Raw genomic sequence first — 26,264 nt, 5'->3', positions numbered from 1 at the left:
ACACATGGAATGCTTCCACTGCCTGCAACCTGTTCCCCGGGGAGTTAACCTTTCTGTTGAATACAAAGGGTCAGAAAAAACCGTCTGCTGTGCCGGTTGCCAGGCCGTGGCAGAAACCATTATTGAACATCGCTTACATGCTTATTATGAACACAGGGATGTCTCTCAACTTCAGGAGACTCCTGTACTTCCCGATGAGTTAAATGATTTGAATTTGTATGACCACCCTGACTTACAAAAAGAGTTCGTAAGACACGAAGGCGATGGCACTGAGGTTGCCACTCTGACAATAGAGAATATCACTTGTGGTGCGTGCGGCTGGCTTATTGAGCGCGAATTAATGCGTTTGAAAGGCATACACAAAGCTATCGTTAATGTTACCAGTCGTCGATTACAGGTTAGCTGGTCACCTGAGGAGTTAAAACTCAGCAATATTCTCAGAGCGTTAGCCGGAATTGGCTATAAGGCTTTACCATTCCAGGCCAATGAAGCTGAACAGCAATATACCCGCCAGAGAAAAAGTTATATAAGACGCTTGGGCGTGGCAGGTATTGCCACCATGCAAGTAATGATGATTGCTTTTGGCCTGTACTTTGGTGTGGTAAGTGACCTATCTCCTGACTTACAGCGTTTTTTATGGGGAGTCAGTCTGGTATTTGCAACTCCAGTCATTCTGTACAGTGCACAACCTTTCTATGCCGGCGCTCTTAGAGCGATACAAGCTTCACGCTTGAATATGGATATTCCGGTAAGTATCGCTTTGTTGGGAGCTTACAGTGCCAGTGTGTACGCTACTATTACCAATACTGGAGAGGTGTACTTTGAATCCATTTCCATGTTCACCTTCTTTCTCTTAACCGGGCGTTTTCTTGAGTTACTTGCAAAGGAACGTGCGTTAAAGTTTGCTACTAACCGTTTGACTCTTTTACCTAAGCTGGCGTCCAGAGAAACAGCTGAGGGCGTTGAATCTATTGCTATTAAGCAGTTAAATGTTGGTGACATTATTCGTGTAAAGGCTGGTGAAACCATTCCCGCCGACGGGGAGTTGTTAAATCCGCAGGCACAGGTTGATGAAAGCTTACTGACAGGTGAAAGCCTGCCACGTTCGAAAAAGCTTGGCGACGCAATTATTGCCGGCAGTATTAACCAACACTCGCCGATACGCGTCAAAGTGACGGCTATTGCTCAGCAGACTGTGCTGGCGGGTATTATATCAATGCAGGACTCTGCATTAGCGGTTAAGCCAAGAGCTCAGCAAGTTATTGATAAAATTGCCGGCTATTTTATTGCTGGCATTTTAATTATTGCTGTTATTACGTTCTTCAGTTGGTGGTGGATTCAGCCTGAGCATGCGTTGTGGGTTACTTTAGCGGTTTTGGTTGCAACCTGCCCTTGTGCTTTGTCACTTGCCGCTCCCACCGCGCTTACCGGTATTATTCATCGGCTCAATCGAGATGGCATATTACTTAAAGGCGCTGATGTATTAGAGTCTGTAAAGCAGTTAGACAAAGTTTGTCTTGATAAAACCGGTACTTTAACCGAGGGGCAGTTTCGTCTTGTTGAACGCCAGGACTCTATCGACCCCAAAACAGTGGATCATATTGTTAGTGGACTGGAACTGTTTTCCGAGCACCCTCTTTCCGTTCCTTTGAGTCAACTTTCAGATACCCCTGCTAAGTTTACTCATGTCAGCAACGAAATGGGGGCCGGACTGCAAGGTGAGCTTGACGGTGAAGTTTACCGCGTCGGCAGTGAACGTTTTATTCAGCAATGGCACCCTGAGTTTAAAGCACTTAATAAATATCAGGTGATTGTGGCAAGCAAAAAACAGGTTTTGGCACAGTTCCGGGTTGAAGATCAGATAAGGGACGGTGCAGCAGAAACCATAGAATGGTTAAAAGAAAATGGCTACCAGCCTATTATCTTAAGTGGTGACAGCGAGCCCAGAGTCCATGAACTGGCGAAGGAACTGGGCATATCTGAGTACCATAGTGGATTAAAGCCAGAGGAAAAACTGGCATTCGTTACCGAACAACAACAATTAGATCATACTGTCTGGATGGTCGGTGACGGCATCAATGACAGCCCGGTTCTTGCAAAAGCTGATCTCTCAATGACCTTTTCAAAGGCATCTGACTTGGCGCAAACCGCAGCCGACGTTGTACTAATGTCAGAGTCATTGAACCAAATAAAAGTGGTTATAGAAAGTGCTCTGAAGACGCGCAAGGTGATGCAGCAAAATTTCACTTGGGCATTAGTTTATAATGTATCTATATTACCTGTTGCGGCTATTGGTATGGTTGCACCATGGGCAGCAGCGCTTGGCATGTCGCTCAGCTCTCTGTTGGTCATTGGTAACTCTTTAAGGTTGTATCGAAAATGAGTGTAATTTACGCGTTAATACCGGTTGCGATAATTTTTGTGATCATCGCCGTGGCTATTTTTTTCTGGGCGGTACGTTCCGATCAGTTTGAAGATATTGAGCGTCAGGGTCTCAATATTCTAATGGATGATGAAGACAACAAGGCCGATGATGAATCCGATAAGCCAAAGCGCTGATCTTGTAACCGCATTACTTATGGGCCTTGCGGGCGCTGGCCACTGCCTGATGATGTGTGGTGGGATAGCAAGCGCCATGGGCATTAATACTAAGCCCTATCATGTCTGGCTCTATAACTTAGGCCGAGTGTCCTCTTATATGATAATTGGCGCACTTGTCGGCGGTGCCATAGGCTTTTTTGCTCCCGAAGGTGGTTATACAACCGTTATCCTGCGTTGGCTGGCGGTTATTTTTCTGCTTCTATTAGGGCTTTATTTTACGGGCTGGTTTGCTGGCCTGGTTTATTTGGAAAAAGCTGCAAGCCCGGTATGGCGAAAGGTTCAGCCCTTTGCCGCTCAGCTGAGAAACAAACCGGGTATTTTTGCCACTTTCTTTGCCGGAACCCTATGGGGCTGGCTGCCTTGCGGTATGGTTTACAGTGCTCTTAGCTGGGCCGCGTTAAGTGGTTCAGCCAGCGGTGGCGCATTAACCATGGCGGCTTTTGGCTTAGGAACCTTGCCAGCTATGGTTGCAGCAGGTCATTTCAGCCAGTTTCTGCACAACTTTTTGCGAGCTCAGGGGGTTCGCACAGCCATGGGTGTTTTACTGATTATTTATGCCTTATGGAGTTTATTGACCCTCCTCAAACCTTTTTTCCAATAAAGCCTGCAAAGCTTTCTGCTTTCGTCTAATCTAACTAATAGACGCGGATTTATTATGAGGTGAGTATGGACGCATTCCGTCATGTTTTGGTCGTTATAGATGCCGCTGATGAGCAGCATAAAGCCTTGAAAAGAGGTCTGCATATGGCTCGATTGAGTGATGCCAGACTGACTTTGTTTTTATCCATTTACGACTTCTCTTATGAAATGACAACCATGTTATCCAGCGAAGAACGCGATATTATGCGTTCTAATCTCATTGCTGACAGAAAAGCCTGGCTAACAGACTTGTTGAGTGAATTTGATACAGACGCAATTGCTATTGATATCAGCGTTGTTTGGCACAATCGCCCGTTTGAAGCCATTATAAAAGAAGCGATTAAACACAAGCACGATCTCATCATAGAAGGTACTCAGGTCAGTGCGAGTTTCCAAAACCTCATTTTTACACCAACTGACTGGCACTTGTTAAGAAAAGCCCCCTGCCCGGTTTTGCTAGTCAAAGAACACGAATGGCCCAGTCATGGCCAAATTATTGCGGCTGTTCACACCGGTTCAGAAGAAGAGCATCATCAGCAATTAAATAAACGAATTATTGAACACGCTCAGTCAATGAGCAAAGTTCTCGATGCCAGTGTGCATTTGGTTAATGCGTACCCTAGTGCGCCTGTTAATGTAGCGGTAGAAATTCCGGAGTTTGATGTCAGCGAGTATACAGATGCTCTCGAGCAGCATCATGTAAACCGAATGGCTGCTCTTGGCCGGGAGTATGGCATTTCCAGTCACTATCAGTACCTTTCTCAAGGTTTACCGGAACAAGTGATACCTGAAGCAGCCAAACAACTGGATGCCGAATTAGTCGTGTTAGGGACTATTGGCCGCACTGGGTTAAGCGCTGCGTTACTGGGCAATACTGCGGAGCATGTGCTGGATCAGTTAAATTGCGACGTATTAGCTATTAAACCAGAAGACTTTGTTAGTCCCCTCGCTTGAGTTTAATGGCTCAGGTATAATCCGGCTCCTAATGCTTAAATATGACAGGTTGCAGGAGCCATTATGGCCAGTGAAGACAAATACCGTTTCAATAAACTACAGAAACGTATTCGCCGCGAAGCCGGCAAAGCCATACAAGATTTTGGTATGATAGAGGATGGTGATCGCATCATGGTCTGTCTGTCGGGTGGTAAGGACAGCTACACTCTGTTAGACACTTTGCAGTACCTTCAAAAAGTCGCTCCTGTGAGATTCTCCCTGATCGCTGTTAACCTTGATCAAAAACAACCGGGTTTCCCAGAGCATGTACTTCCTGAGTATTTAGAAAAGCTTGGTGTTGAATACAAAATTGTTGAAGAAGACACCTACAGTATCGTGAAAGATAAAATCCCTGAAGGAAAGACAACCTGCTCTCTTTGTTCGCGTTTACGCCGTGGAATTTTATACCGTACGGCAAAGGAGTTAAAAGCCACTAAGATAGCTCTGGGACACCACAGAGACGACATGATTGAGACTTTATTTTTAAATATGTTTCATGGTGGTAAATTAAAATCGATGCCGCCAAAGCTGGCAAGCGATAACGGTGAACATATTGTTATTCGACCACTTGCCTACGCACGGGAAAAAGACATAGAGCAGTATTCTGAAGCTATGGAGTTTCCAATTATTCCGTGTAACTTATGTGGCTCTCAGGAAAATCTGCAAAGGAAGCAAATAAAGCAAATGCTTAATCAGTGGGATAAGCAGTTTCCAGGAAGAATTGAGAGTTTATGTACCGCAATGCAAAATGTTGTTCCTTCGCACCTGGCTGACAATGCCCTGTTTGACTTTAAAGCGGTTACTGCCAATGGCGTTGCCGATGAAAACGGCGATAAAGCTTTTGATACCGAAAATTTTAGCTCTGATGCAGTCAATAATGAACCTGCTTTAATGAGTGACATTCCGATTAAACAGCTGGCTTAAACAAGACAAAAAAGGCTCCTGATTGGAGCCTTTTTTTTATTATGTCGAAGTGTGTTATTCGGGTTGTGGTGGTGGATTCAACTCTTCGCTAACGCGTTCCACAATTGGTCGGTTTATACGGATCATTGCTCGTAGCTCTTCAATATAATCCTCGCCGCGCTCTGAATAGCTCGAAAGCCCAGTAATAAGATCTCGTGCCAAAATATCTGCATTATTTAAACGCTTTTGTTCACGTAGTAAACGTAAATCCAGATAAGCTCCGTGGGTGTTTATATTCCGCATGTAGCTCTTTACCGAGGCATTAACCGAGTCAAACTGCGCAACCTCATGGCGACCACCTTCAACTCTTCCGGTAGGCACTAGACCACAACCTTTCGAGTAACACCATTGCCCAAATAGGTTTAAACCTTTTCTGGAGAAACGCGAAGTTCCCCAACCAGATTCATTGGCGGCCTGCACCAAAACCATCATTTCCGGAATAATATCGATGCGTCGTTTCAGAAGACCAAACAGATTATCATCAATGGCAATATCGTCTTCCAGACGGTAGTAATTTATCCACTCTTCCATTTGTTTCTTGTCTGCAGCGGTAAGTTCGCCGTTTTTATAGCGTTCATAAATGGCTTTAAGATACGCTCTATCATGCAATATACGTATATTTTCAGCTTCAACTAAAGGCAGCAAAAAACGAAAGAACTCTTCCTTCTTTTCGGTGACATCTGTCATTGACATAAAATCCGGGAGATCTCTTTTAACTTCAACCTCCGGAATTGCTGGTAAATGCGCCGTAACCGATTGATCCGGAACTTTTACATCAGGCTCCTTAATAAGCCAGGGTAAAAGTAATGCAGCTATACTCAGTACTATGAACAGTAAAATTGTTAATAATCGCATGTAGTCCTCAAGCCGAAATATTTTCAGACGAATTATCTTTTTTGGATTTCTCAATAACAGTTACGCCAATAATGTCTCGATAGACCACTCCAATGAGGTTATAGATCATTGGGAGCATCCAAATAAGACCAAGTCCGAAAGGAATTATAGCGACAAACAGTAAACCCAGAATAATAAGAAACAACAGAATAAATTTGGGAAGTTTAAAATGCGTTATTTTTATCGAGTAGTACAATGCACTTAACGGCCCCACCCCTCGTTCAACGACTAGCGGCATAGCAAGACTCAAAATTACCGTAATATAAAGCGATACTAATATTGCAAAATTAGGGTGAACCAGCACCATTAATTCACTGACCAGTATGCTAAGCAAGCTGCTAATAACGGCAACGGTAATGAGCGGAAGCAGTACATTGAATCCGTTAAAAACATCGGCTGTTTTTGTTTGAATGCCAACGCTATGTTTAATTCCCATTAGCATCAACCCGCCAAGTAACGGTGCGCTGATAACAGCCTGAAGAATACTGGCAAGATATTGAATTTGCGCCGAGCTTTCTATGGCGTCAATTGAGAATACGCTCATTAAAGCCAGGACCATAAGCACGTTAATGCCTAACAAAATTAAGAAACCACCAATCAAAGACACTAAGTTTGACTTGGTTACATTAAACGACTGCTCTAATACTTGCCGCACTGAAAGCTGATAGTTCCCTTTTAGGGCGTCAATCAGTGAGCCTCCAATGACTACTTTGTTATCATCCACAGAAATTCCCACACTTTTTTTAACAGTAAGATAAACTAGCGCCCGATATACTAGAGTATCCATTGACGCGATCCAATTTAAATCGACAGAACAATTTGAGGCAGGCATGAAATCACAGAAAAAGCGACCCGCCAATCCTAAGTTGGTTTTGCTAAACAAGCCCTACGGTGTGTTATCGCAATTTACAGGTGAGGAAGGCGACCAAACATTAAAGGCTTTCATCCCACATAATGATGTCTACCCCGCCGGACGATTGGATAAGGACAGTGAAGGCCTGCTTTTGTTAACCAACGATGGCGTTTATCAGGCGCGCCTGGCAAATCCTAAATATAAAGTATGGAAAACTTACTGGGTTCAAGTCGAAGGTGAACCCAGTGAAGAACAACTGGAGCAGTTACGAAATGGCGTTGAATTGAACGATGGAATGACGCGTCCAGCCGAAGCCTTTGTAATGCCCGAGCCAATGAACCTATGGCCACGAAACCCGCCAGTCAGAGAGCGTAAAACGGTGCCCGACACCTGGCTTTGCATTAAAATTCGTGAAGGTAAAAACCGTCAGATTCGCCGTATGACAGCGCATGTTGGACTCCCTACTCTGCGCCTTATACGTGCGGCAATTGGTCCGTTTCAGTTAAAAACGCTGCAGCCGGGCGAATGGCGTGAAGAACCGCCTGTTTGGTAGTTTCCTGAGCTACCCTAGCGCGGCCTAAAATGATAGAATGCGCAGCCAATTCAGGAGTTACAGTCAGCCAGGTCAGTCTATGTCAAATGCCAGTAAAAAAGTCATTGTTGGAATGTCAGGAGGAGTCGACTCTTCCGTGTCAGCCTATCTTCTTCTGCAACAGGGCTATCAGGTCGAAGGCCTGTTTATGAAAAACTGGGAAGAAGATGATACTGACGAATACTGCGCTGCATCCGAAGATTTAGCCGATGCCGAAAAGGTTTGCGAAACACTCGGCATAGAGCTGCACACAATCAATTTTGCCGCAGAGTACTGGGACAACGTGTTCGAGTACTTTTTGGAAGAATACAAAGCCGGGCGAACACCGAACCCGGATATCATGTGTAACAAAGAAATTAAATTTAAGGCCTTTCTGGAATTTGCCGCAGAAGCATTAAATGCCGATTACATTGCGACCGGACATTATGTGCGTCGTCAGCAGAACGACGGAAAGTGGGAAATGCTGCGCGGTTTAGACAGTAATAAAGACCAAAGCTACTTCCTTTATACGCTAAGCCATGAGCATATTGCACAAACTTTGTTTCCGGTTGGCGAGCTGGAGAAATCAGAAGTTCGGAGAATTGCAGAAGAGCAAGGCCTTGTTACAGCGGATAAAAAAGACTCTACAGGTATTTGCTTTATTGGCGAGCGCAAATTTAAAGACTTTCTCCAGCAGTACCTGCCGGCAAAGCCCGGCCCCATTGAGTCTGTCGATGGCGAACAGTTAGGTGAACATGAAGGTTTGATGTACCACACTCTGGGTCAGCGTAAAGGCTTACACATTGGCGGAATGGCCGACACCTCCGGCGAGCCCTGGTACGTTGTCGATAAAGACGTAGAGAGAAATGTGCTTATTGTTGCGCAGGGAAAAAATCATCCCCGCCTCTATTCTCAGGGGCTTATTGCCGGGCAACTGCACTGGGTGAGTCGTACCACACCATTAAAGGCTTTCGATTGTACGGTTAAAACGCGCTATCGCCAGCAGGATATACCGTGCAGGGTTACTCCGCTTGATAACGGCGACTTTCAGGTTCAGTTTAAAGAGCCTGTTGCAGCGGTAACGCCAGGACAATCCGCAGTATTCTACAGCGACGACGTTTGTTTAGGTGGCGGCATTATTGAACAGCGCATTACCGATTTTGAGGTCAAGCTATGAATGAGTGGCAGCAGCGAGTAATTGCTTTAGCTGGTATGTCGTTAAGTGCTATGGCCGTGCAGAAGCTGGCTCGCAGTGGAGAACTTTACCCTGAGTCTATTACCAACACTTTGGTCCACAGTCTTCTGCAACAAAACCCTGACAACATCGAAGATATTTACGGCGGTCTGGAGAATATTCAGCCAGGCATTCAGGCATTTATTCGTCAGGCCGGAAATAATAAAAATAAAGATCTAGAGGTCACCCGCTATTTAGTCGGATTGATCCACCTGTCCCGGCGCTTACTTAAGCAGCCCGACGTACTTAATTTACTGGGTGAACGTATCGCTCAGGTAAAACGTCAGAAAGAAGAATTTGAATTTGAAGATTATCGCGTACAGCAAAGTTTTGCGGGGATTTACCGCGAGTTGATAAGTCCTCTGGGACAGCCTATTCGAATTAATGGAAACCCGGAGTTTTTGAAGCGGGACTCAAATCAGCACCATATTAGAACCTTGTTGCTGGCCGGCATTCGTAGTGCCGTGCTTTGGCAGCAAGTAGGCGGCAAACGTCGTCATTTCGTATTTTCAAGAAAGAAAATGTTAGATACAGCGCAGCAATTGTTGCATGTCGCATAAAAGATTAATGACTTAATTAACTCTCGGAGAGCCAGTTTATGTTGCCCTTTTCTTCACTAACCGCAGTGTCACCTGTCGATGGACGATACGCTTCAAAAGCAGAAATGTTACGTCCTATTTTCAGCGAGTACGGACTGATTAAATTTCGTGTCACTGTTGAGGTTCGTTGGTTGCAGTTATTAGCCGAAGTCGATGGCATTAAAGAAGTGCCGGCATTAAGTGAAGAAGCGACACAAATACTGAACGCCATTGTTGAAAACTTCTCAGTAGAAGACGCTGAACGCATAAAGACCATTGAGCGCACAACCAATCACGACGTGAAAGCGGTTGAATACTTCCTGAAAGAACAAGTCGCTAATAACGAAGAACTGAATAAAGTATCCGAATTCATCCACTTTGCCTGTACTTCAGAGGACATTAACAACCTTTCTCATGGCTTAATGCTGAACACAGCTCGTGACGAAGTATTAGTACCGATGATGCAGGAATTAGTTGATCGGGTTAAAGAGCTGGCGAAAGAACACAAAGCCGTTCCTATGATGGCCCGTACGCACGGCCAACCGGCAACGCCAACCACAATGGGCAAAGAGTTTGCGAACGTTGCTGTGCGTCTACAACGTCAGCTGACGCAGCTTAAAGCTGTAGATGTCATGGGTAAAATCAACGGTGCTGTCGGTAACTATAACGCGCACCTTGCGGCCTACCCTAATGTCGACTGGCATCAAATCTCAGAGCAATTCGTTACGTCACTCGGTTTAAGCTGGAACGCGTACACGACTCAAATTGAGCCGCATGACTATGTTGCAGAATACTTTGACGCACTGGCTCGCTTTAACACCGTACTCATCGATTTTGATCGTGATGTCTGGGGTTATATTGCTTTGAACCACTTTAAACAGCGTACTGTTGAAGGTGAAGTTGGCTCTTCAACGATGCCTCATAAAGTGAACCCTATCGACTTTGAAAACTCCGAGGGCAACCTGGGTATTGCTAATGCGGTTATGCAACATTTGGCTCAGAAGCTGCCTATTTCCCGCTGGCAACGTGATCTGACTGATTCTACCGTTTTACGTAATTTAGGTGTAGGTGTTGCGCATGCTGTTATTGCATTTCAGGCAACGTTAAAAGGTTTGAGTAAGCTGGAAGTTAATGAAGCCCGTCTGGCAGCTGAGCTTGATGAAAATTGGGAATTGATGGCGGAACCGGTGCAAACCGTTATGCGCCGATACGGTGTTGAAAAGCCGTACGAAAAGCTTAAAACCTTAACTCGCGGAAAACGCATTACCAGCGATGATCTTGCGAAATTTATTGACTCTCTAGACGTGCCAGATGCTGCTAAAGATGAAATGAAAGCTTTAACACCAGCTAACTATATTGGCCGCGCAACTCAGTTTGTTGATGATCTTGTATGAAATTAGCTTTTGATAAAGACGATTTTTTAAAAAACTACTGGCAGAAAAAGCCTTGTCTTATTCGACAAGGCTTTGCTGATTTTACGGACCCTGTCAGCCCAGAAATTCTAGCTGGACTGGCCATGGAAGAAGGCGCCGACTCTCGGGTTATTGAGTCACAGGCAGATACAGAATCTGGCTGGTTGGTTACTCATGGCCCGTTTGAAGAATACGAGCAGTTTGGTGAGAGCCACTGGACCTTATTGGTTCAATCAGTAAATGAGTGGCTGCCAGACGTTGGCGAATTGATAACGCCTTTCCGTTTTCTTCCGGATTGGCGCATAGACGATGTCATGGTCAGTTTCTCATGCGAAAACGGTGGTGTTGGTCCGCACCTGGATCAGTATGACGTTTTTATCATACAGGGAGCCGGTTCTCGACACTGGCGCGTTGGTGAGCGACAATCAATGCGGGAGTGTCAGCCAGCAGCCGACCTTTGCCAGGTAGAAGGTGAGTTTAAAGCCGTTATTGATGAGCACCTGAAAGCCGGTGATGTTTTATATATTCCCGCAGGCTGTCCGCATGATGGTGTTGCCTTAGAGCCTTCGCTCAACTACTCGGTTGGGTTCCGGGCGCCGTCAAAAGCAGAGTTATTATTGCAGCTGGGCGATATTGCCATGCAACAGGAGTCCCTTCAGGAACGATACCAGGATCCAGAAATTGGCAGCGACGATATTTCCTGGGAAATTGAAGAAAAGCAATTAGCCGCCTTAAAAGGCTTTTTGAAAGAAGCCCTTGAGAGTGACGAAACAGACAGGTTACTGGCGAGAATTGTATCGCAGTCAAAACGCCCTCTTCCCGAGCCAGAATTGCCAACAACAGCAGCGCAAGTGCCAGACTTATTGGCGCAACCTAATGCCTTCATTGAGAAAGCGTCCGGTGCCCGTTTCTTAAAACTGAGTCAGACCGAGTTTTATGGCAATGGGGAAGCTTTTGCGGTATCTCCGGAAGCCTTACCCACAGCAGAATGGCTGGGCCAACTGCAAGGCTCAAAACCCGCATCGGAGCTTTCGAAACGAGTAAATTCAACGGCACAGGCTGAGCTAGTTGCTGAAACGATAAATCAGGGAATTATCTATTTATACATTGAAGAATCCTGAGCGATTCTGTGTAAACAAGAGTTGATAAACACCCGTTTGAATTGCTGAATTTATTCACTTAATTAAGTAGCGCGAGCCCTATCTAAATGGTAATGTTCGCGCAATTTTTGAAGCAATGAGGAATTGAAATTCATGTCTCTATACGAGCATCCCGAATTCGATCATCACGAGCAAGTTGTCTTTTGTCATGATCAGGAATCAGGCCTAAAAGCCATTATTGCAATTCATGACACAACTTTAGGTCCAAGCCTTGGTGGTACCCGTTTGTGGAACTACGCTTCATCGGCCGAAGCTTTAACCGATGTGCTGCGCTTGTCGCGCGGTATGACTTATAAAAGTGCTATGGCCGGCTTACCATTAGGTGGCGGTAAAGCGGTTATTATTGGTGACGCCAAGAAAATTAAAAGCGAAGAACTGTTCCGCGCATACGGTCGTTTTATCGAGTCATTGAGCGGCCGTTATATTACTGCAGAAGATGTGAACATTCGTACCGAAGACATCGACATGGTTGCGAAAGAAACCAGTCATGTTGCCGGAACCGCTGATAAAGCTGGTGATCCTTCACCTCATACAGCACTGGGCACTTATCTGGGTCTTAAAGCTGCGGCAAAACACAAGTTAGGCAGTGAAGATCTTAAAGGTGTAAAAATAGCGGTTCAGGGCCTTGGTTCTGTTGGTTATGACTTTGCTAAGTACTGCGCAGAAGACGGTGCTGAGCTTATCGTTACAGACATTAACGAAGAAGCTATAGAGCGTGCCGTTAAAGAACTCGGCGCGAAAGCTGTTGGTTTGGATGAAATCTACAGTGTTGATGCTGACGTCTATGCGCCATGTGCGCTGGGTGCAACCATCAATGACGAAACTCTAAAGCAACTGAAAGTTAAAATCATTGCCGGAAGCGCTAATAACCAGTTAGCGAACCCTAAACACGATCAAGCAGTAAAAGATATGGGTATTCTTTACGCACCTGATTACGTGATTAATGCCGGTGGTGTCATTCATGTGTGTTCAGAAGCCGCTAATATGAGCTTAGAGGAAACTGATAAACGTGTTCGTGGTATTTACGACACTCTGGATCAGCTTTTTGCTCGTGCAAACGACGAAGACCGCCCTACCGGTGCAGTTGCTGACCAAATGGCACGTGAAATTATAGCCAAAGGTAAGCAGTAAACGTTGCTGCAAATAAAAGCCTGATTTAACTCAGGCTTTGTAAAATGATTTCAAGCGGGTGTTTCACCCGCTTTTTTTCTATCCGTTTTATCTGAGACCGGCATGAGAACCCGGTTACCAGCACACCGCTGCTGCCGTATTGCTGAACTGCCTGCTGCCACCCCATTTCATACAGGCCGAGGCTGTCACTCTGGTTCTGTTTTTCGTGACCAAAAGTTCCTGCCATACCACAACAACCAACGTTAACGATATCCAGTGTTAACCCTAATTTACTGAACAATTCTTGCCATTGATGCGCCGACTCTGGAACAAAGCTTTGCTCTGTACAGTGCAATAGCAGTCCATAATTGCTGGTGCTGGCTGGCCCGGCTTTCTCAAAGTTTAGCGTGCTTAACCATTCAACTACGGTCATTACCTCAACCTCTGGCAACTGACCTCCGTTTGATTTTCGGTATTCATCTCTGAATATCAAGGCCGTAGAGCTGTCTGGCCCAATCAGTGGAATTCCTGCATCGGAAAGCGGTTTCAATTGCTCAGTAACTTTAGTCGCCGTTTTGTCGAAATCACCAAGGAAACCTTTGACATGCTGTGCTTTACCATGCCCTATAAAAGGCAGTAAAACCGGAGTAAAACCGAGCTTCTTAATGAGTAGCCCCAGCTTTAATACAAAGTCAGCCTCATAGAATGTGGTAAAAGGATCCTGCGCAATAACAACCGCCTGTTCGCGTTCTCTTTCAGTTAAACTCAGAACTTGTTCTGTTGTTAGCTCAACGAGGCCGTGACGCTTCCATGCAGTTCTCAAATTGGGCGTTGAAAATAAAGGGGTATCGACATAACCCACACCGTATTTAAGAATAACCCGGCTTATAGGGTTATTAATCAGCAAATTACTCAAAACAGGGAACTGACTTGCAAGAGGCGCCGTTTTTTCTATGCCCTTTACTAAGTAGTCCTTTAATGGACGAGCGTATTTACTGTAATAATGATCGTAAAAACGCGCACGAAATGTTGGGACATCGACATTAACCGGACACTGATTCGTACAGGCTTTGCACGCCAGACATTTATCCATCGACTGTTTTACTTCATGACTAAAATCGCTTCGCCCTGTAAGTCGGTTTAGCTGGCGTTTAGCAAAGCTTACCGGCTGAGGCCTTTGAGTGGCGTCATAACCCGCGTTATGGGTCAACCGTAACCATTCGCGCAGAAGCCCTGCCCGACCTTTAGGAGAATAACGACGGTCCCGTGTGACTTTATACGAGGGGCACATAGCGGACTTGGGGTCATAATTGAAACACAAGCCATTACCGTTACAGTCCATTGCATTTTTGTAGCTGTTTCTGGTTGCTATTGGAATCTGCCTGTCAAAAAAGCCTCGTTTTACTGCGTCAACAGAAACTAATTGCACATCAGTATTCAGAGGCGTGCAAATTTTCCCCGGGTTCAATTGGTTAAACGGGTCAAAACTCGCCTTAATTTTCTGCAATTCTTTATAAAGGTGCTCTCCAAAAAAAGCGGGGGCGTATTCGGAGCGATAACCTTTTCCGTGCTCGCCCCACATGAGTCCGCCATACTTCTGGGTTAATTCTGCCACCTGGTCACTAATTTCTCTAAGCAGGACTTCATCGTCCGGCTCACACATGTCCAGGGCTGGCCGTACGTGTAAAACCCCGGCGTCCGCATGCCCAAACATTCCGTAGTGCAGGCCTTTAGCATCTAATAGCGCCCTAAACTCATTAATAAAGTCAGCCAGTTTTTCAGGAGGAACCGCCGTGTCTTCGGCAAAAGCAACGGGTTTACGTCGGCCTTTTGTCGCACCTAATAAACCCACCGACTTTTTGCGCATAGCATAAATCAGCTGTATACTCGGCAGGTCATCACAAATTTGATAACCAATAACACCTTTGTTGTCTTTGCTTTTAATCAGTTTATCCAGACGTTTGGTTAACGAACCGACCTTCTCGTCTATTTCCTCTTGATCAAGCCCGGTAAACTCAACCATGTTGATACCGTCCATCCGCTGACCTTCAACATCAGAAAGTAAAGGTTCAACCGACTTCCAAATGATATCCTCACGAGCAAGATCAAGCACCGTACTGTCAACAGTTTCTACTGAAGTTGCTTTAGCTTCCACTAAGAAAGGAGAATTCTCTAGTGCAGACTGAAAGTTTGAATATTTAACATTAACCAGCACTCTGTGCTTAGGAATGGGAGTGATATTCAGCTTCGCTTCGCTGACAAAGCCTAAGGTCCCTTCCGAGCCGGCGATGACTCGAGAAACGTCTATTTTTTGCTTTTCAGGGTCATAGGCATGCTTTAAATCGTACCCGGTCAGGAACCGGTTTAATGGCGGAAACTTTTCACGAATATGAGTTTCTTCACCAACACAGGTGTCTATCACCTGGCGGTAAATGCGAGCTATTCGGTTGTCCTGGCGAGCGATACTTTCCGCTTGCTCTAGCGAAACCGGACCGCTGTCTAGTACATGCCCATCAAGTAATACGGTTTTCAGGCCAAGAATATGATCACTGGTTTTACCGTAAACTAACGAGCCCTGACCTGAGGCGTCGGTATTAATCATGCCACCCAGAGTCGCGCGATTGCTGGTAGAAAGGTCAGGTGAAAAGAAGTAGCCGTGAGGCCTTAAAATATCATTGAGCTTATCTTTAACCACCCCAGCCTGAACTTTAACCCAACCTTCCTTAGGGTTAACTTCAAGCACTTTATTCATGTGTCGGCTTAGATCAACCACAACACCTGAGGTTAACGACTGTCCATTAGTGCCGGTTCCGCCGCCTCGGGGAGAGAACTGCACACTGCTGTTACTCTCCTCACCAGCAAGCTTCATTAATAAAACAAGGTCGCCATGATGCAGTGGGTACAACACTGCCTGAGGCAGACTTTGATAAACGCTGTTATCCGTAGCCGCAATTAAACGGCCAGAGTAACTGACATCAATTTCACCAGCGAACCCCGACTCTTTTAACTGCTCTATAAAGTGCCGGTAGTTCTCTGGTAAAGCGTTTTCAGCAGCAACCTTGGGTAATACTGTCATTTTTACAGGTGGTCCGCCAAGTACATCCATGTCTCAATAACGGTATCCGGGTTCAGTGATACCGAATCGATCCCCTGTTCTACCAACCAGGCGGCAAAATCAGGATGATCCGACGGCCCCTGACCACAAATACCGACGTATTTACCGCGCTTCTTGGCCGTTTGAATGGCCATTGCCAGCAGCTTTTTCACCGCTTCGTTACGCTCATCAAATAAATGTGCGATAACGCCGGAATCACGATCCAAACCTAAAGTTAACTGGGTTAAGTCGTTAGAACCAATAGAGAAACCGTCGAAGATGTCGAGGAATTCGTCTGCCAACAGAGCGTTAGAAGGCAGCTCACACATCATAATTACGCGTAAACCATTTTCGCCCTGAACCAGTCCCTGTTCGGCCAGAAGTTCAATAACCTTGCGACCTTCTTCAAGAGTTCTGACAAATGGGATCATGATTTCGATATTGGTCAGACCCATATCGTTACGAACGCGTTTAATTGCTTCACACTCCAGTGCAAAGCAGTCGCGGAATTCTTCAGAGATATAACGAGATGCACCACGGAAACCCAGCATTGGGTTTTCTTCGCCAGGTTCATACTGCTTTCCGCCGATAAGGTTGGCGTATTCGTTCGACTTAAAGTCAGACATACGCACAATGACGCGTTCGGGTGAGAATGCGGCACCTAAGGTAGAAATGCCTTCAGCTAAACGTGCTACGTAGTATTCGCGAGGGCTGCTGTAGCCGGCCATCATACTATCAATCGTTTTCTTCAGCTCATCACTTTGCTGCTCGTAATTTAGCAAGGCTTTAGGGTGAACGCCTATCATTCGGTTAATAATAAACTCCAGGCGAGCCAGGCCAATACCGGCATGGGGCAAGCTGGCAAAATCGAACGCTCTGTCCGGGTTACCCACATTCATCATAATTTTTAAGGGTAGATCCGGCATAGCATCAATTTGTGACTCAGTGATATCAAAGTCCAGTTCGCCCTGGTAGATATAACCCGTGTCGCCTTCAGCACAAGAAACCGTAACCGCTTGTCCATTACTGATATGGTCAGTCGCATCACCACAACCAACAACCGCCGGAATGCCAAGTTCACGGGCTATAATAGCCGCGTGACAAGTACGGCCACCACGGTTAGTCACAATGGCAGCAGCGCGCTTCATAATCGGTTCCCAGTCAGGGTCGGTCATATCGGTTACCAATACGTCGCCCGGCTGGACTTTATCCATTTCACTGATGTCATTCAGAACACGAGCAACACCACGGCCAATACGCTGGCCAATAGCACGCCCAGTACAAACAACGTCACTTTTGGCTTTTAGTGCAAAGCGTTCAATAGCTTGCCCTTTTTGGTTTGACTGAACCGTTTCCGGGCGTGCCTGAACAATATACAGTTTGCCGTCGATGCCGTCTTTTGCCCACTCGATGTCCATTGGACGACCGTAGTGCTCCTCAATAATCAGAGCCTGTTTAGCCAAATCTTCAACTTCTTCATCGGTTATCGAGAAGGTCAGACTTTTCGACTTTTCGATGTCTTCAATTATTGTCTGCTTTCCATGCTCTCTGTCGTCAGAGAAAATCATCTGGATTTTTTTGCTGCCGAGCGTTCTACGCAGTACTGAAGGACGCCCTGCTTTTAACGTTGGCTTATGCACGTAGAATTCGTCCGGATTAACCGCACCTTGCACGACCATCTCACCAAGGCCGAAAGATGAGGTAATGAAAACGACATCGTCAAAACCTGATTCAGTGTCAATGCTGAACATAACCCCGGAAGAGGCAATGTCACTGCGGACCATACGCTGTATACCTGCTGACAAGGCAACACCGCGGTGGTCGTAGCCCTGATGAACACGGTATGAAATAGCTCGGTCGTTAAACAAAGAGGCGAATACGTGCTTAATAGCTTCCATAACGCTACCCAGACCACGTACGTTCAGGAAGGTTTCCTGCTGGCCGGCAAACGAGGCATCCGGCATGTCTTCAGCCGTTGCGGAGCTGCGTACCGCAAAACTGAATTCATCGTTATTTTCGCTAAGTTCGGAAAAAGCGTCCTTTATGGCAGCTTCAAATTCCGGTTGGAACGGCGTATCGATGATCCACTGACGAATTTCCTTACCAGCCTTTGCTAAGGCCTGAACATCGTCAACATCAAGTGTGTCGAGCAAATCGTGAATACGATCGTTTAAGCCGCTTTGCTCCAGAAACTGGTTATAGGCGTCTGCCGTTGTCGCAAAACCACCGGGAACTTCAACCCCTGCTCCGGCTAAGTTACTGATCATTTCACCCAGTGAGGCATTTTTACCACCGACTCGGTTTACGTCCTGCATTCCCAGATGTTGGTACCAAACTACGTATTCTTGCACGTCACAATCCTTAATTGATTTTTTCGGCATGGAAGTGACTACTATTTTACACGCTGCGGCCCAACAAGTTAATATCGAACCTTCAATCGCTTAAAAAGAGATCCGCCTGTGCGCTATGCGTTTTACATTTCTGACGGTACGGCACTGACCGCCGAGGCCTTTGGTCACGCGCTTTTATCGATGTTCCCGGTCACTTTTGAACACAAAACATTGCCTTTTATCGATAATCAGAAAAAAGCCGATGAAGTGTGTAAAACAATAAAAAAGGCCGTTTTAGACAGTGGCGAGCCTCCTTTAATCTTCCATACTTTCGTAAATGAGAAGCTGAAAGCCAAAATCACCGACTGTGGCGGCATATGTTATGACTTTCTGGATCATTTCATCGCGCCAGTAGAAAAAGAGCTGGGAGTTGAAGCTCAGCCTAAAACGCATCGTACTCATGGCGTACATAAAAACTACAACTTCCGAATAGATGCGATTAATTATGCTCTGGATAACGATGACGGGAAGCGTCTGAATCAACTGGATAAAGCCGATTTGATTTTAATTGGGGTGTCCCGTACAGGGAAAACACCAACCAGTTTATACCTTGCCATGCAGTATGGTATTAAGGTTGCGAACTATCCATTGACCGATGATGATGATTTTGAACGGTTACAATTACCTAAAGAACTGAAGCTGCATCGTCATAAGCTATTTGGTTTAACTCTCTCTTCACAGCGGCTACATGAAATAAGAAGTCAACGACGAGAAGGCAGTCAGTACGCCTCAATGGCTCAATGCCGATTTGAACTTGCAGAAGTAGAAAGGCTTTATAGCCGCGAGGCCATACCCTTTATTAATTCAACGCACTATTCCGTGGAAGAAATTGCGGCAAAAATTCTGGCGAAAACTAACTTAGAGCGGCATCGCTATTAATGCCGCCCTATTCTTTTTGGGACAATGAAACTAGTTAGCGTTGGTGCTTTCAAAAATTTTGTCTGCTGACGCGGCGACAAAGCCGGTATAAAGCTTGCCGTTTTCAATTTCGTAGCGCTTAGCAAACTCATAGAAGCAACTGGGGATCTCGGCAGTCTTGTCAGAAAACTCAACCGGATGGCGATCGGCCATGGTTGATGACTGTTCCAGGTAAACTTCCGGAGAACCTTTAATTTCGCCACCAGAGTCATTCAGTTTGAAGCCATTGTCTTTCAACTTCTGGTTCACTTGTTCAAGAGACTCATATCCGGGCAGTTGATTCACACTGACCGTGAAGTGGTTGGCGCAATAACCAAACGCTGCCATCCAGGCTGCGTACTCACTTTCTTCTAACAAAGCCTGATAATCAGCATGGCTGACTTTCCAGTGCGTCCCTGAGTACAAGAAGTCTGACTTTTTCGTGTCTTCAACTGATACTTGAGCCACCATGTCTTTCACTTTCTTTTGCAGCTCTTCTGAGAACTCAGCAGTCATCAACTCGCTGATAAACACTTTTGGTAGTTCAGGGTCTTCATGCTCAAAATGTTTTGCACGAAGCTTCTTCGCTTCAAAGTGGTAATCACCACCTTCTTTATAGCCCAAGTCTAAAAAGTGCTGAGCCAATACTTCTAAGCCTACCGGACTGATATCGAAGGTACGAAAGGCAACGTGGTCATTCACTATAGGATGCCCTTCTCCTAAAATTTGATGAACCTTCTTTGCTGAAGGTGTCCGTGATAAATAATCTTGCCACAAGTTTTCAAATAACACTTCTACCTGTTGCGACATACAACAATATACCTCTTAAATAATCGGTTAAAGGAGACTATCAGCCCTCGCCGTTGCGGGCTGCTTTTAATGACTCGGCGACTAAGAACGCCAATTCTAACACTTGATCAGCGTTCAGTCGCGGATCGCATTGTGTGCGATAACGGCTGGATAAATCCGCTTCACTGATACGGTAAGCGCCACCGGTACATTCGGTAACATCCTCACCTGTCATTTCTAAGTGAATACCACCAGGGTAAGTGCCTTCCGCCTGGTGAATAGCAAAGAAATGTCTTAATTCTTTATGTATGGCGTCAAAATTGCGAGTTTTCAGACCGTTATCCGCTTTAATGGTATTGCCGTGCATTGGGTCACTGGACCACACTACGTTTCGGCCTTCCTGCTTAACCCGACGTACCAGTTCCGGCAGCTTATTGGCCAGATTGTCAGCCCCCATACGGGTAATAAGCGTTAAACGACCAGGCTCGTTATCAGGGTTCAGTATGTCGAGTAGTGCAATAAGTTCGTCGGCTGGCATGGTTGGGCCTACTTTCACACCAATCGGGTTATGAATACCGCGCATAAACTCAACATGGGCTTGATCCAGCTTGCGGGTGCGCTCACCAATCCAGACCATGTGCGCAGAACAGTCATACGGAAGCCCTGTTAAGGTGTCTGTGCGCGTCAAAGCTTGCTCGTAAGGCAATAACAAAGCTTCATGAGAGGTGAACAGTGATGTCTCATGAATGGTTGCGTTGTTATCTGCGTTTATTCCCAACACTTCCATAAAACGCAAAGCAGACTGTATTTCTTCGGCAATTTGTTGGTAGCGTTCTTTTAACGGGTTTGACGCAAGAAAACTTAAGTTCCATTTGTGCACTTTATGTAAGTTGGCCAAACCACCCTGTGCAAATGCACGAAGTAAGTTTAAAGTTGCTGCAGAGTGGTGATATGCCTTAAGCATACGTTCAGGGTCGGGTTGACGAGCTGCGTCGACAAACTCTGGTCCGTTAATGATATCGCCACGATAGCTGGGCAAACTTAAGTCACCGACAGTTTCAAAGTCACTTGAGCGCGGTTTGGCGTACTGTCCTGCCATACGAGCCACTTTTGTCACCGGACAGGAGCCTGCAAACGTCATGACGATGGCCATTTGCAGAATCACTTTGAAAGTGTCACGAATTTTAGGGGCGTTAAAATCGCTAAAAGATTCTGCGCAGTCACCACCCTGTAACAGGAAACCTTCTCCTTCACAGACATTCTTAAGCTGGTTTCTTAGCGCCCGTATTTCTTCAGCGAATACAAGAGGCGGAAACTGACTAAGCTGCTGTTCTACAGCGTGTAATTGCGACGGATCTGAGTATTTCGGCTGTTGTTCAATTGGCTTATCGCGCCAACTGCGCGCACTCCACTGGGCCATAACAAAAATTTATCCGTTTTATCGGTGAGTAAGAACTAAGAATGTACCGCTGTATCCCTTGAAAAGCAACGACTAACGCCGTTGCTCAAGAGCATGAATGCGCTCATCCAAAGGCGGGTGACTCATAAACAACTTGGATATTGTCGAGCGTTTACCATTAATACCGAACGCCAGCATGGTGCCGTCAAGCTGTGACTCTTTGCCTTGTTGTAAGCGGCGTAAAGCGGCAATCATCTTTTGTTTACCTACTAAGTCTGCGGAGCCCGCATCGGCCCTGAACTCACGCTGACGAGAGAACCACATAACAATAGTGCTGGCTAATACCCCGAATACAACTTCAAGAAGCATAACAACGCCATAATAAGCAAAGCCACCGCCTCGTTGATTATTTCCACCACGCATCAACGCGCTGGCAATGATCCGTGCAAAAAACATTACGAAGGTGTTGATTACGCCCTGAATTAACGTCAGCGTTACCATATCGCCGTTAGCAATGTGACTCACTTCGTGTGCCAGAACTGCTTCCACTTCATCTGCGTTCATGTTCTGTAATAAGCCCGTGCTGACTGCAACTAAAGAAGCATTCTTACTGCGGCCGGTAGCAAAAGCATTAGGTTCCGGAGACTGATAAACCGCGACTTGAGGCATAGGAAGTCCGGCTTTTTGTGCCTGCTGCTGTACTGTGCGAAGCAGCCATTCTTCAGACTGATTCTGTGGTTGCTCGATAACCCGGGCACCGGTTGAACGCAAAGCCATCCAGCGTGATATCCAAAGCGATACGAAAGCACCACCAAAGCCAAACAACGCACAAAAAACTAATAGTCCGACTGACCCCTGAGCGTCAATTCCGGTTGCTGCAATCACAATGTTAAAGACCACACTAACTACCAGCAAAATGGCCAGGTTAGTGGCTAAAAACAGCAAAATTCTTTTCATTGTCCGTACTCCAGAGGGAACTTAATCTGCTAAGTTATGTGGGGTTATTTCGCCAAATTTCAATCGTGTTTGCGAAAATAAATGGTCAAATCCTTTTCCGGCCAATCCGGTACATAAGGTATATAAGCAAGCTCCTGAGTGCAGAGCAGTTCGCGTAGCGAGGCTAGATTTTCCTCTTGTCTTGGCATTGGTTCCGGGCCCGTTTGTACAGCTATCCATCCAACAACGTCACAGCCTTCCTGTCGTATTGACTGAAGGCTAAGCAAAGCATGATTCAGGCAGCCCAGTTTTAATCCAACCACCAAAATGACTCGGGCATTGATATCTTTTACAACCTCGGGCATACGTAGTCCCGGGGCCAGAGGTAATTGCCACCCCCCTGCGCCTTCTATCACCAGACTGTCAATCGGTTGCTGACGAAACCACTCAACGGCAGTCATTAATTTTTCTTTTTCTATTACAACACCGTTATCAGTAGCTGCGATATGTGGCGCAATAGCAGCCTCAAAAGTATAAGGATTAACCCGGTCATAATCGAAGGCTGTATTACTGTGTTGCATTAAATTCAAAGCATCCTCATTCACTAACTGACCGTTTTGCCAGTAACAACCGGAAGCTACCGGCTTCATGACGGCGACATTTTTTTCTCGCTTAACTAAGCTTTGAACAAAAGCACATGCAGCAACGGTTTTTCCTGTGTCGGTGTCCGTTCCTGTAATAAAGTAAGTGTTCATATTAACCTAAACTCAATGTTACTTAACTAACCTGATATTAAGAACCGACCATTCAAGTGGCAGTCCCTCTGTTGTTCTATAGCTTTCAAATGCATCTTCAAGCTGTTGTAAACGCCCCTTGGTCATCAAACCGGAGGTATTCGTGCGTCTGACATAATTGGCACCAACGCCTTTAATACTTCCCATAAGCTCACGTGAACTAGCAAAGTATTGAATGTGTTTTTCCAGTTTAAAGTCGGCAGACTCCCAGTTAAACAAACGCACTTCACGCTCTACCTTCTCCGGAGAATGAAATGTCTGAGTGTGTTGCCTGTCATCAACTGCATTCCAACTCTTAATAAATGAACTGAAAGTCCCTTCCACAACGGTATTAATCGTTGCAACACCGCCAGGCTTTAGAACTCGGTAAGCCTCGCCCATGGCTTTCTCTAAATGATGTACCCATTGCACTGATAAATTAGCAAAAAGCCAGTCAACGGAATGAGCACTGACCGGCAGAGCTTCCCATTCACCATTCAGCCAAACCTGATTTGGGTAGTTGTTTGCTGCCGTCGCCAGCATCGCCGGGGCAATATCAACACCCATATAGCATTCGGTTCGGGGTAATAGATGAGCGGTGGTTGACGCAGGCCCGCATCCGACATCCAGCAAAATCTCAGCACTATTCGGCCCGAGTTTCAACAGACTGTCCGCAGTCAGCCGCTGGATATCGGCATGCTGATGATAGTGCCTAGCGGCTTTGTTGAACTGACGCGCAACAGCTTGCTGAAAATTCATGGGCTTCATAGATTGTCGCGGATCCTGTCTACAACTTGCCAAAAGGTTTCAAGAGCTACCTGTGGCATATTGGAAGTTAAACTGAAGCGAATACGGGAAGTCCCAACCGGCACCGTTGGTGGGCGAATTACGCTGCATAGGTAACCGTTAGCCTGTAACTGCTTAGACATAGCCAGAGCTTCGGTATCGGAGTCAAATAGCCAGGTCTGTATTGCGGTATTGGAATCAATTATTTTTAAGTTGCGTTGCTTCATTTGCTCACGAAAGTACTGAATACGGTGAGCTAGCTGTTCGCGTCTTTCATCGCCTTCTGCGCTTCGTACAATTTCGATTGAAGACTTTATTGCCGCAGCCTGTGCCGGCGGCATAGCGGTCGAATAGATATAGTCGCGACAAAATTGAATCAAGCTTTCAATCTCATCGTCTTTGGCACAGACAAATGCCCCGCCAACACCCAGAGCTTTACCAAAGGTTCCGGTCAGCACATCGACAGCATCTGAACCAGAACTTGTTGACCCTTTTCCTTCAGAGCCGTAAGCACCAAGCCCATGCGCATCATCCAACATGACTTTTATGTCAAACTGTTGCTTTAAGGAAGCCATTAGCTTCAAGTCACAGGCGTCACCATCCATACTGAATACGCCTTCAGTAACCAACCAGTCACCGGCATTTGCTTTATCAACGACGGGCAAAGGTTGATTGTGGGGGTAACGTTTAAACTGCGCTTCACTATGCTGCATACCGTCAATAATTGAGGCGTGAACCAGCTTGTCTGCAAAGACCTTTTGTTGCTTATCTACCAGGGTTGTCAGTACGCCATGATTCGCAGCAAAACCCGAGTTAAACAGCAAAGCTCTGGGTTTTCCCAACCAGTCAGCCAGCAGCTCTTCCAGTTCCTGATGAGCACTGCTGTAGCCACTGAGTAGAGGCGAGCCTGTACTGCCAACACCCCAGATATCAACAGCCTGCTTAAAAGCTTGTCTGATGTTCCGATGCTGGCTTAGGCCGAGATAATCATTGGTGCTAAAATTTAGCTTCCACTGTGCGTCAGAGCTGCGCACTTTCCGAACACGAAAAAGCGAAGAACCTTTTCGCTCTTTCAGACGGCGTTGATATACGGACACGACCTTTTCCACTATGAAGCGTCGTAATAGCGCACAGGGTTTTGCTGTTCCTGAATAGCGTCCTCTATTACTGCAGTATGGACTTCGTCATCGTATCCATCACGTTGTTCCGGTGTTATTCCCAGACGCTCAAACAATCGCAAATCAGCATCTGCTTCAGGGTTTGCCGTTGTCAGTAACTTTTCGCCATAGAATATTGAGTTGGCACCAGCGAGAAAACACAACGCCTGCATTTCGTCGTTCATGTCTTCGCGACCAGCTGACAAGCGAACGTGCGAAGCCGGCATTAGAATACGCGCAACAGCGACCGTCCGTACAAACTCAAAGTTATCTAAGTCTTCCAGCTTGGCAAATGGTGTACCTTCAACTTTTACCAGCATATTAATGGGAACACTTTCAGGGTGTTTTGGTAAGTTAGCCAACTGTACTAATAAAGACGCACGATCGGTCACACTCTCACCCATACCAACAATACCGCCTGCGCAGACTTTCATACCTGCGTCGCGAACATTATTCAGGGTATTCAGGCGGTCCTGATAAGTTCTGGTCGTAATAATGTCACCGTAAAACTCTGGTGAGGTATCCAAATTGTGATTGTAATAATCGAGCCCCGCCTGCTGCAGCATTTTCGCCTGTTCATTGCTTAGCATGCCAAGTGTCATGCAGCTTTCTAGGCCTAATGCTTTGACGCCTTTTATCATTTCAATAACGTAAGGCATGTCGCGGTCTTTCGGGTTACGCCATGCGGCGCCCATACAAAAACGACTGGCACCCTTTTCTTTCGCAGCCTGAGCTTCTGCCAACACACTTTCTACAGCCATCAAGCGCTCACGATCCAGCCCCGTATGATAATGCGCGCTTTGCGGGCAGTATTTGCAGTCTTCGGGGCACGCACCGGTTTTAATCGATAGTAAGGTACTGACCTGAACTTCGTTCGGATTAAAGTGCTGGCGATGCACGGTTTGTGCTTCAAAAACTAAATCATTCAATGGTTTTTGTAACAGCTCCTGAACCTCTTCAATGGTCCAGTCATTGCGAACTTGTGACATGGTAAATCTCATATGCTTGGCAAATTATGGTCGACTAGAATAATTC

The 26,264-nt window shown here is 46.0% G+C and carries 23 protein-coding genes; 12 read left to right on the top strand and 11 right to left on the bottom strand.

Going from position 1 to position 26,264, the window contains the following annotated elements:
- Positions 1-4 precede the first annotated feature (4 nt).
- The 5 genes from BM359_RS02745 to ttcA all read left to right on the top strand — a co-directional run bounded on the left by BM359_RS02745 (position 5) and on the right by ttcA (position 5,157).
- Complete coding sequence (locus BM359_RS02745; protein WP_054487726.1) at positions 5-2,383, top strand: heavy metal translocating P-type ATPase; 2,379 nt, start codon at positions 5-7, stop codon at positions 2,381-2,383.
- A complete protein-coding gene (gene ccoS / locus BM359_RS02740) occupies positions 2,380-2,559 on the top strand; it encodes a cbb3-type cytochrome oxidase assembly protein CcoS (RefSeq protein WP_054487724.1) in 180 nt (59 codons plus the stop codon). Before BM359_RS02745 ends, ccoS begins: the two co-directional genes overlap by 4 nt.
- On the top strand, positions 2,531-3,202 hold the full coding sequence (locus tag BM359_RS02735) for a sulfite exporter TauE/SafE family protein (RefSeq protein WP_074930757.1): 672 nt from the start codon (positions 2,531-2,533) through the stop codon (positions 3,200-3,202). The genes ccoS and BM359_RS02735 overlap by 29 nt, the downstream gene beginning before the upstream one ends.
- Before the next feature lie 65 nt (positions 3,203-3,267).
- Entirely contained in the window at positions 3,268-4,194 is a 927-nt protein-coding gene (gene uspE, locus BM359_RS02730; RefSeq protein ID WP_054487720.1) for a universal stress protein UspE, read from the top strand.
- 63 nt (positions 4,195-4,257) lie between these two features.
- Positions 4,258-5,157: a tRNA 2-thiocytidine(32) synthetase TtcA gene (gene ttcA / locus BM359_RS02725; protein WP_054487718.1), complete on the top strand. Its 900-nt coding sequence runs from the start codon at positions 4,258-4,260 to the stop codon at positions 5,155-5,157.
- A 54-nt stretch (positions 5,158-5,211) separates the two neighbouring features.
- On the opposite strand, the gene BM359_RS02720 is transcribed toward ttcA, so the two are convergent.
- Positions 5,212-6,051: a glucosaminidase domain-containing protein gene (locus tag BM359_RS02720; RefSeq protein WP_054487716.1), complete on the bottom strand. Its 840-nt coding sequence runs from the start codon at positions 6,049-6,051 to the stop codon at positions 5,212-5,214.
- 7 nt (positions 6,052-6,058) lie between these two features.
- Positions 6,059-6,814 (bottom strand): hypothetical protein, encoded by a 756-nt coding sequence (locus BM359_RS02715; protein WP_054488529.1) that lies wholly within the window; start codon positions 6,812-6,814, stop codon positions 6,059-6,061.
- 106 nt (positions 6,815-6,920) lie between these two features.
- On the opposite strand from BM359_RS02715, the gene BM359_RS02710 reads away from it, so the two are divergent.
- The 6 genes from BM359_RS02710 to BM359_RS02685 all read left to right on the top strand — a co-directional run bounded on the left by BM359_RS02710 (position 6,921) and on the right by BM359_RS02685 (position 13,029).
- Positions 6,921-7,496, top strand: coding sequence for a pseudouridine synthase (locus tag BM359_RS02710; RefSeq protein WP_054487714.1), 576 nt, complete (start codon positions 6,921-6,923; stop codon positions 7,494-7,496).
- Between the two features lie 79 nt (positions 7,497-7,575).
- Positions 7,576-8,691, top strand: coding sequence for a tRNA 2-thiouridine(34) synthase MnmA (mnmA, locus tag BM359_RS02705; RefSeq protein WP_054487712.1), 1,116 nt, complete (start codon positions 7,576-7,578; stop codon positions 8,689-8,691).
- Positions 8,688-9,308 carry a high frequency lysogenization protein HflD gene (hflD, locus tag BM359_RS02700; RefSeq protein ID WP_054487710.1) on the top strand — a complete coding sequence of 207 codons (621 nt, stop codon included), beginning with the start codon at positions 8,688-8,690 and terminating at the stop codon, positions 9,306-9,308. Before mnmA ends, hflD begins: the two co-directional genes overlap by 4 nt.
- Positions 9,309-9,349: 41 nt before the next feature.
- Positions 9,350-10,720, top strand: a complete 1,371-nt coding sequence (gene purB / locus BM359_RS02695) for an adenylosuccinate lyase (RefSeq protein WP_143441134.1) — start codon at positions 9,350-9,352, stop codon at positions 10,718-10,720.
- Positions 10,717-11,859, top strand: coding sequence for a cupin domain-containing protein (locus tag BM359_RS02690; protein WP_054487705.1), 1,143 nt, complete (start codon positions 10,717-10,719; stop codon positions 11,857-11,859). The genes purB and BM359_RS02690 overlap by 4 nt, the downstream gene beginning before the upstream one ends.
- A gap of 132 nt (positions 11,860-11,991) precedes the next feature.
- On the top strand, positions 11,992-13,029 hold the full coding sequence (locus BM359_RS02685) for a Glu/Leu/Phe/Val dehydrogenase dimerization domain-containing protein (protein ID WP_054487703.1): 1,038 nt from the start codon (positions 11,992-11,994) through the stop codon (positions 13,027-13,029).
- 25 nt (positions 13,030-13,054) lie between these two features.
- On the opposite strand, the gene ydiJ is transcribed toward BM359_RS02685, so the two are convergent.
- Together ydiJ and ppsA are read right to left on the bottom strand one after the other, a co-directional pair.
- Positions 13,055-16,084: a D-2-hydroxyglutarate dehydrogenase YdiJ gene (ydiJ, locus tag BM359_RS02680; protein ID WP_054487701.1), complete on the bottom strand. Its 3,030-nt coding sequence runs from the start codon at positions 16,082-16,084 to the stop codon at positions 13,055-13,057.
- Positions 16,085-16,086: 2 nt separating this feature from the next.
- Positions 16,087-18,453, bottom strand: coding sequence for a phosphoenolpyruvate synthase (ppsA, locus tag BM359_RS02675; RefSeq protein WP_054487699.1), 2,367 nt, complete (start codon positions 18,451-18,453; stop codon positions 16,087-16,089).
- 108 nt (positions 18,454-18,561) lie between these two features.
- On the opposite strand from ppsA, the gene ppsR reads away from it, so the two are divergent.
- Positions 18,562-19,371 (top strand): posphoenolpyruvate synthetase regulatory kinase/phosphorylase PpsR, encoded by an 810-nt coding sequence (ppsR, locus tag BM359_RS02670; protein ID WP_054487697.1) that lies wholly within the window; start codon positions 18,562-18,564, stop codon positions 19,369-19,371.
- A 30-nt stretch (positions 19,372-19,401) separates the two neighbouring features.
- Here ppsR and BM359_RS02665 read toward each other — a convergent pair whose 3' ends face one another.
- The 7 genes from BM359_RS02665 to bioB form a co-directional block, all read right to left on the bottom strand.
- Positions 19,402-20,199, bottom strand: coding sequence for a DUF1338 domain-containing protein (locus BM359_RS02665; protein WP_054487695.1), 798 nt, complete (start codon positions 20,197-20,199; stop codon positions 19,402-19,404).
- 40 nt (positions 20,200-20,239) lie between these two features.
- Positions 20,240-21,598: a class II 3-deoxy-7-phosphoheptulonate synthase gene (locus tag BM359_RS02660; RefSeq protein ID WP_054487693.1), complete on the bottom strand. Its 1,359-nt coding sequence runs from the start codon at positions 21,596-21,598 to the stop codon at positions 20,240-20,242.
- A 72-nt stretch (positions 21,599-21,670) separates the two neighbouring features.
- The gene (gene htpX, locus BM359_RS02655) at positions 21,671-22,534 is read right to left on the bottom strand and encodes a protease HtpX (protein WP_054487691.1); all 864 of its coding nucleotides are present in this window, start codon (positions 22,532-22,534) and stop codon (positions 21,671-21,673) included.
- Positions 22,535-22,593: 59 nt separating this feature from the next.
- Positions 22,594-23,268 (bottom strand): dethiobiotin synthase, encoded by a 675-nt coding sequence (bioD, locus tag BM359_RS02650; RefSeq protein ID WP_054487689.1) that lies wholly within the window; start codon positions 23,266-23,268, stop codon positions 22,594-22,596.
- Between the two features lie 18 nt (positions 23,269-23,286).
- On the bottom strand, positions 23,287-24,045 hold the full coding sequence (locus BM359_RS02645; RefSeq protein ID WP_234972453.1) for a methyltransferase domain-containing protein: 759 nt from the start codon (positions 24,043-24,045) through the stop codon (positions 23,287-23,289).
- A 5-nt stretch (positions 24,046-24,050) separates the two neighbouring features.
- Positions 24,051-25,169 (bottom strand): aminotransferase class I/II-fold pyridoxal phosphate-dependent enzyme, encoded by a 1,119-nt coding sequence (locus BM359_RS02640; RefSeq protein WP_054488526.1) that lies wholly within the window; start codon positions 25,167-25,169, stop codon positions 24,051-24,053.
- 11 nt (positions 25,170-25,180) lie between these two features.
- Positions 25,181-26,218 carry a biotin synthase BioB gene (gene bioB, locus BM359_RS02635; RefSeq protein ID WP_082332139.1) on the bottom strand — a complete coding sequence of 346 codons (1,038 nt, stop codon included), beginning with the start codon at positions 26,216-26,218 and terminating at the stop codon, positions 25,181-25,183.
- Positions 26,219-26,264: the final 46 nt, after the last annotated feature.

The organism is Idiomarina abyssalis (assembly GCF_900116625.1).
GTDB lineage: Bacteria > Pseudomonadota > Gammaproteobacteria > Enterobacterales > Alteromonadaceae > Idiomarina > Idiomarina abyssalis.
The sequence above is the reverse complement of the archived record's forward strand: the minus strand, read 5'-3'. Positions and strand labels throughout refer to the sequence as shown.

What these genes read in the sequence shown, in the direction of transcription:
- BM359_RS02745 (WP_054487726.1), top strand. Translation starts at nt 5, where the DNA reads ATGGAATGCTTCCACTGCCTGCAACCTGTTCCCCGGGGAGTTAACCTT.
- ccoS (WP_054487724.1), top strand. Translation starts at nt 2,380, where the DNA reads ATGAGTGTAATTTACGCGTTAATACCGGTTGCGATAATTTTTGTGATC.
- BM359_RS02735 (WP_074930757.1), top strand. Translation starts at nt 2,531, where the DNA reads ATGATGAATCCGATAAGCCAAAGCGCTGATCTTGTAACCGCATTACTT.
- uspE (WP_054487720.1), top strand. Translation starts at nt 3,268, where the DNA reads ATGGACGCATTCCGTCATGTTTTGGTCGTTATAGATGCCGCTGATGAG.
- ttcA (WP_054487718.1), top strand. Translation starts at nt 4,258, where the DNA reads ATGGCCAGTGAAGACAAATACCGTTTCAATAAACTACAGAAACGTATT.
- BM359_RS02720 (WP_054487716.1), bottom strand. Translation starts at nt 6,051, where the DNA reads ATGCGATTATTAACAATTTTACTGTTCATAGTACTGAGTATAGCTGCA.
- BM359_RS02710 (WP_054487714.1), top strand. Translation starts at nt 6,921, where the DNA reads ATGAAATCACAGAAAAAGCGACCCGCCAATCCTAAGTTGGTTTTGCTA.
- mnmA (WP_054487712.1), top strand. Translation starts at nt 7,576, where the DNA reads ATGTCAAATGCCAGTAAAAAAGTCATTGTTGGAATGTCAGGAGGAGTC.
- hflD (WP_054487710.1), top strand. Translation starts at nt 8,688, where the DNA reads ATGAATGAGTGGCAGCAGCGAGTAATTGCTTTAGCTGGTATGTCGTTA.
- BM359_RS02690 (WP_054487705.1), top strand. Translation starts at nt 10,717, where the DNA reads ATGAAATTAGCTTTTGATAAAGACGATTTTTTAAAAAACTACTGGCAG.
- BM359_RS02685 (WP_054487703.1), top strand. Translation starts at nt 11,992, where the DNA reads ATGTCTCTATACGAGCATCCCGAATTCGATCATCACGAGCAAGTTGTC.
- ydiJ (WP_054487701.1), bottom strand. Translation starts at nt 16,084, where the DNA reads ATGACAGTATTACCCAAGGTTGCTGCTGAAAACGCTTTACCAGAGAAC.
- BM359_RS02665 (WP_054487695.1), bottom strand. Translation starts at nt 20,199, where the DNA reads ATGTCGCAACAGGTAGAAGTGTTATTTGAAAACTTGTGGCAAGATTAT.
- BM359_RS02660 (WP_054487693.1), bottom strand. Translation starts at nt 21,598, where the DNA reads ATGGCCCAGTGGAGTGCGCGCAGTTGGCGCGATAAGCCAATTGAACAA.
- htpX (WP_054487691.1), bottom strand. Translation starts at nt 22,534, where the DNA reads ATGAAAAGAATTTTGCTGTTTTTAGCCACTAACCTGGCCATTTTGCTG.
- bioD (WP_054487689.1), bottom strand. Translation starts at nt 23,268, where the DNA reads ATGAACACTTACTTTATTACAGGAACGGACACCGACACAGGAAAAACC.
- BM359_RS02645 (WP_234972453.1), bottom strand. Translation starts at nt 24,045, where the DNA reads ATGAATTTTCAGCAAGCTGTTGCGCGTCAGTTCAACAAAGCCGCTAGG.
- bioB (WP_082332139.1), bottom strand. Translation starts at nt 26,218, where the DNA reads ATGTCACAAGTTCGCAATGACTGGACCATTGAAGAGGTTCAGGAGCTG.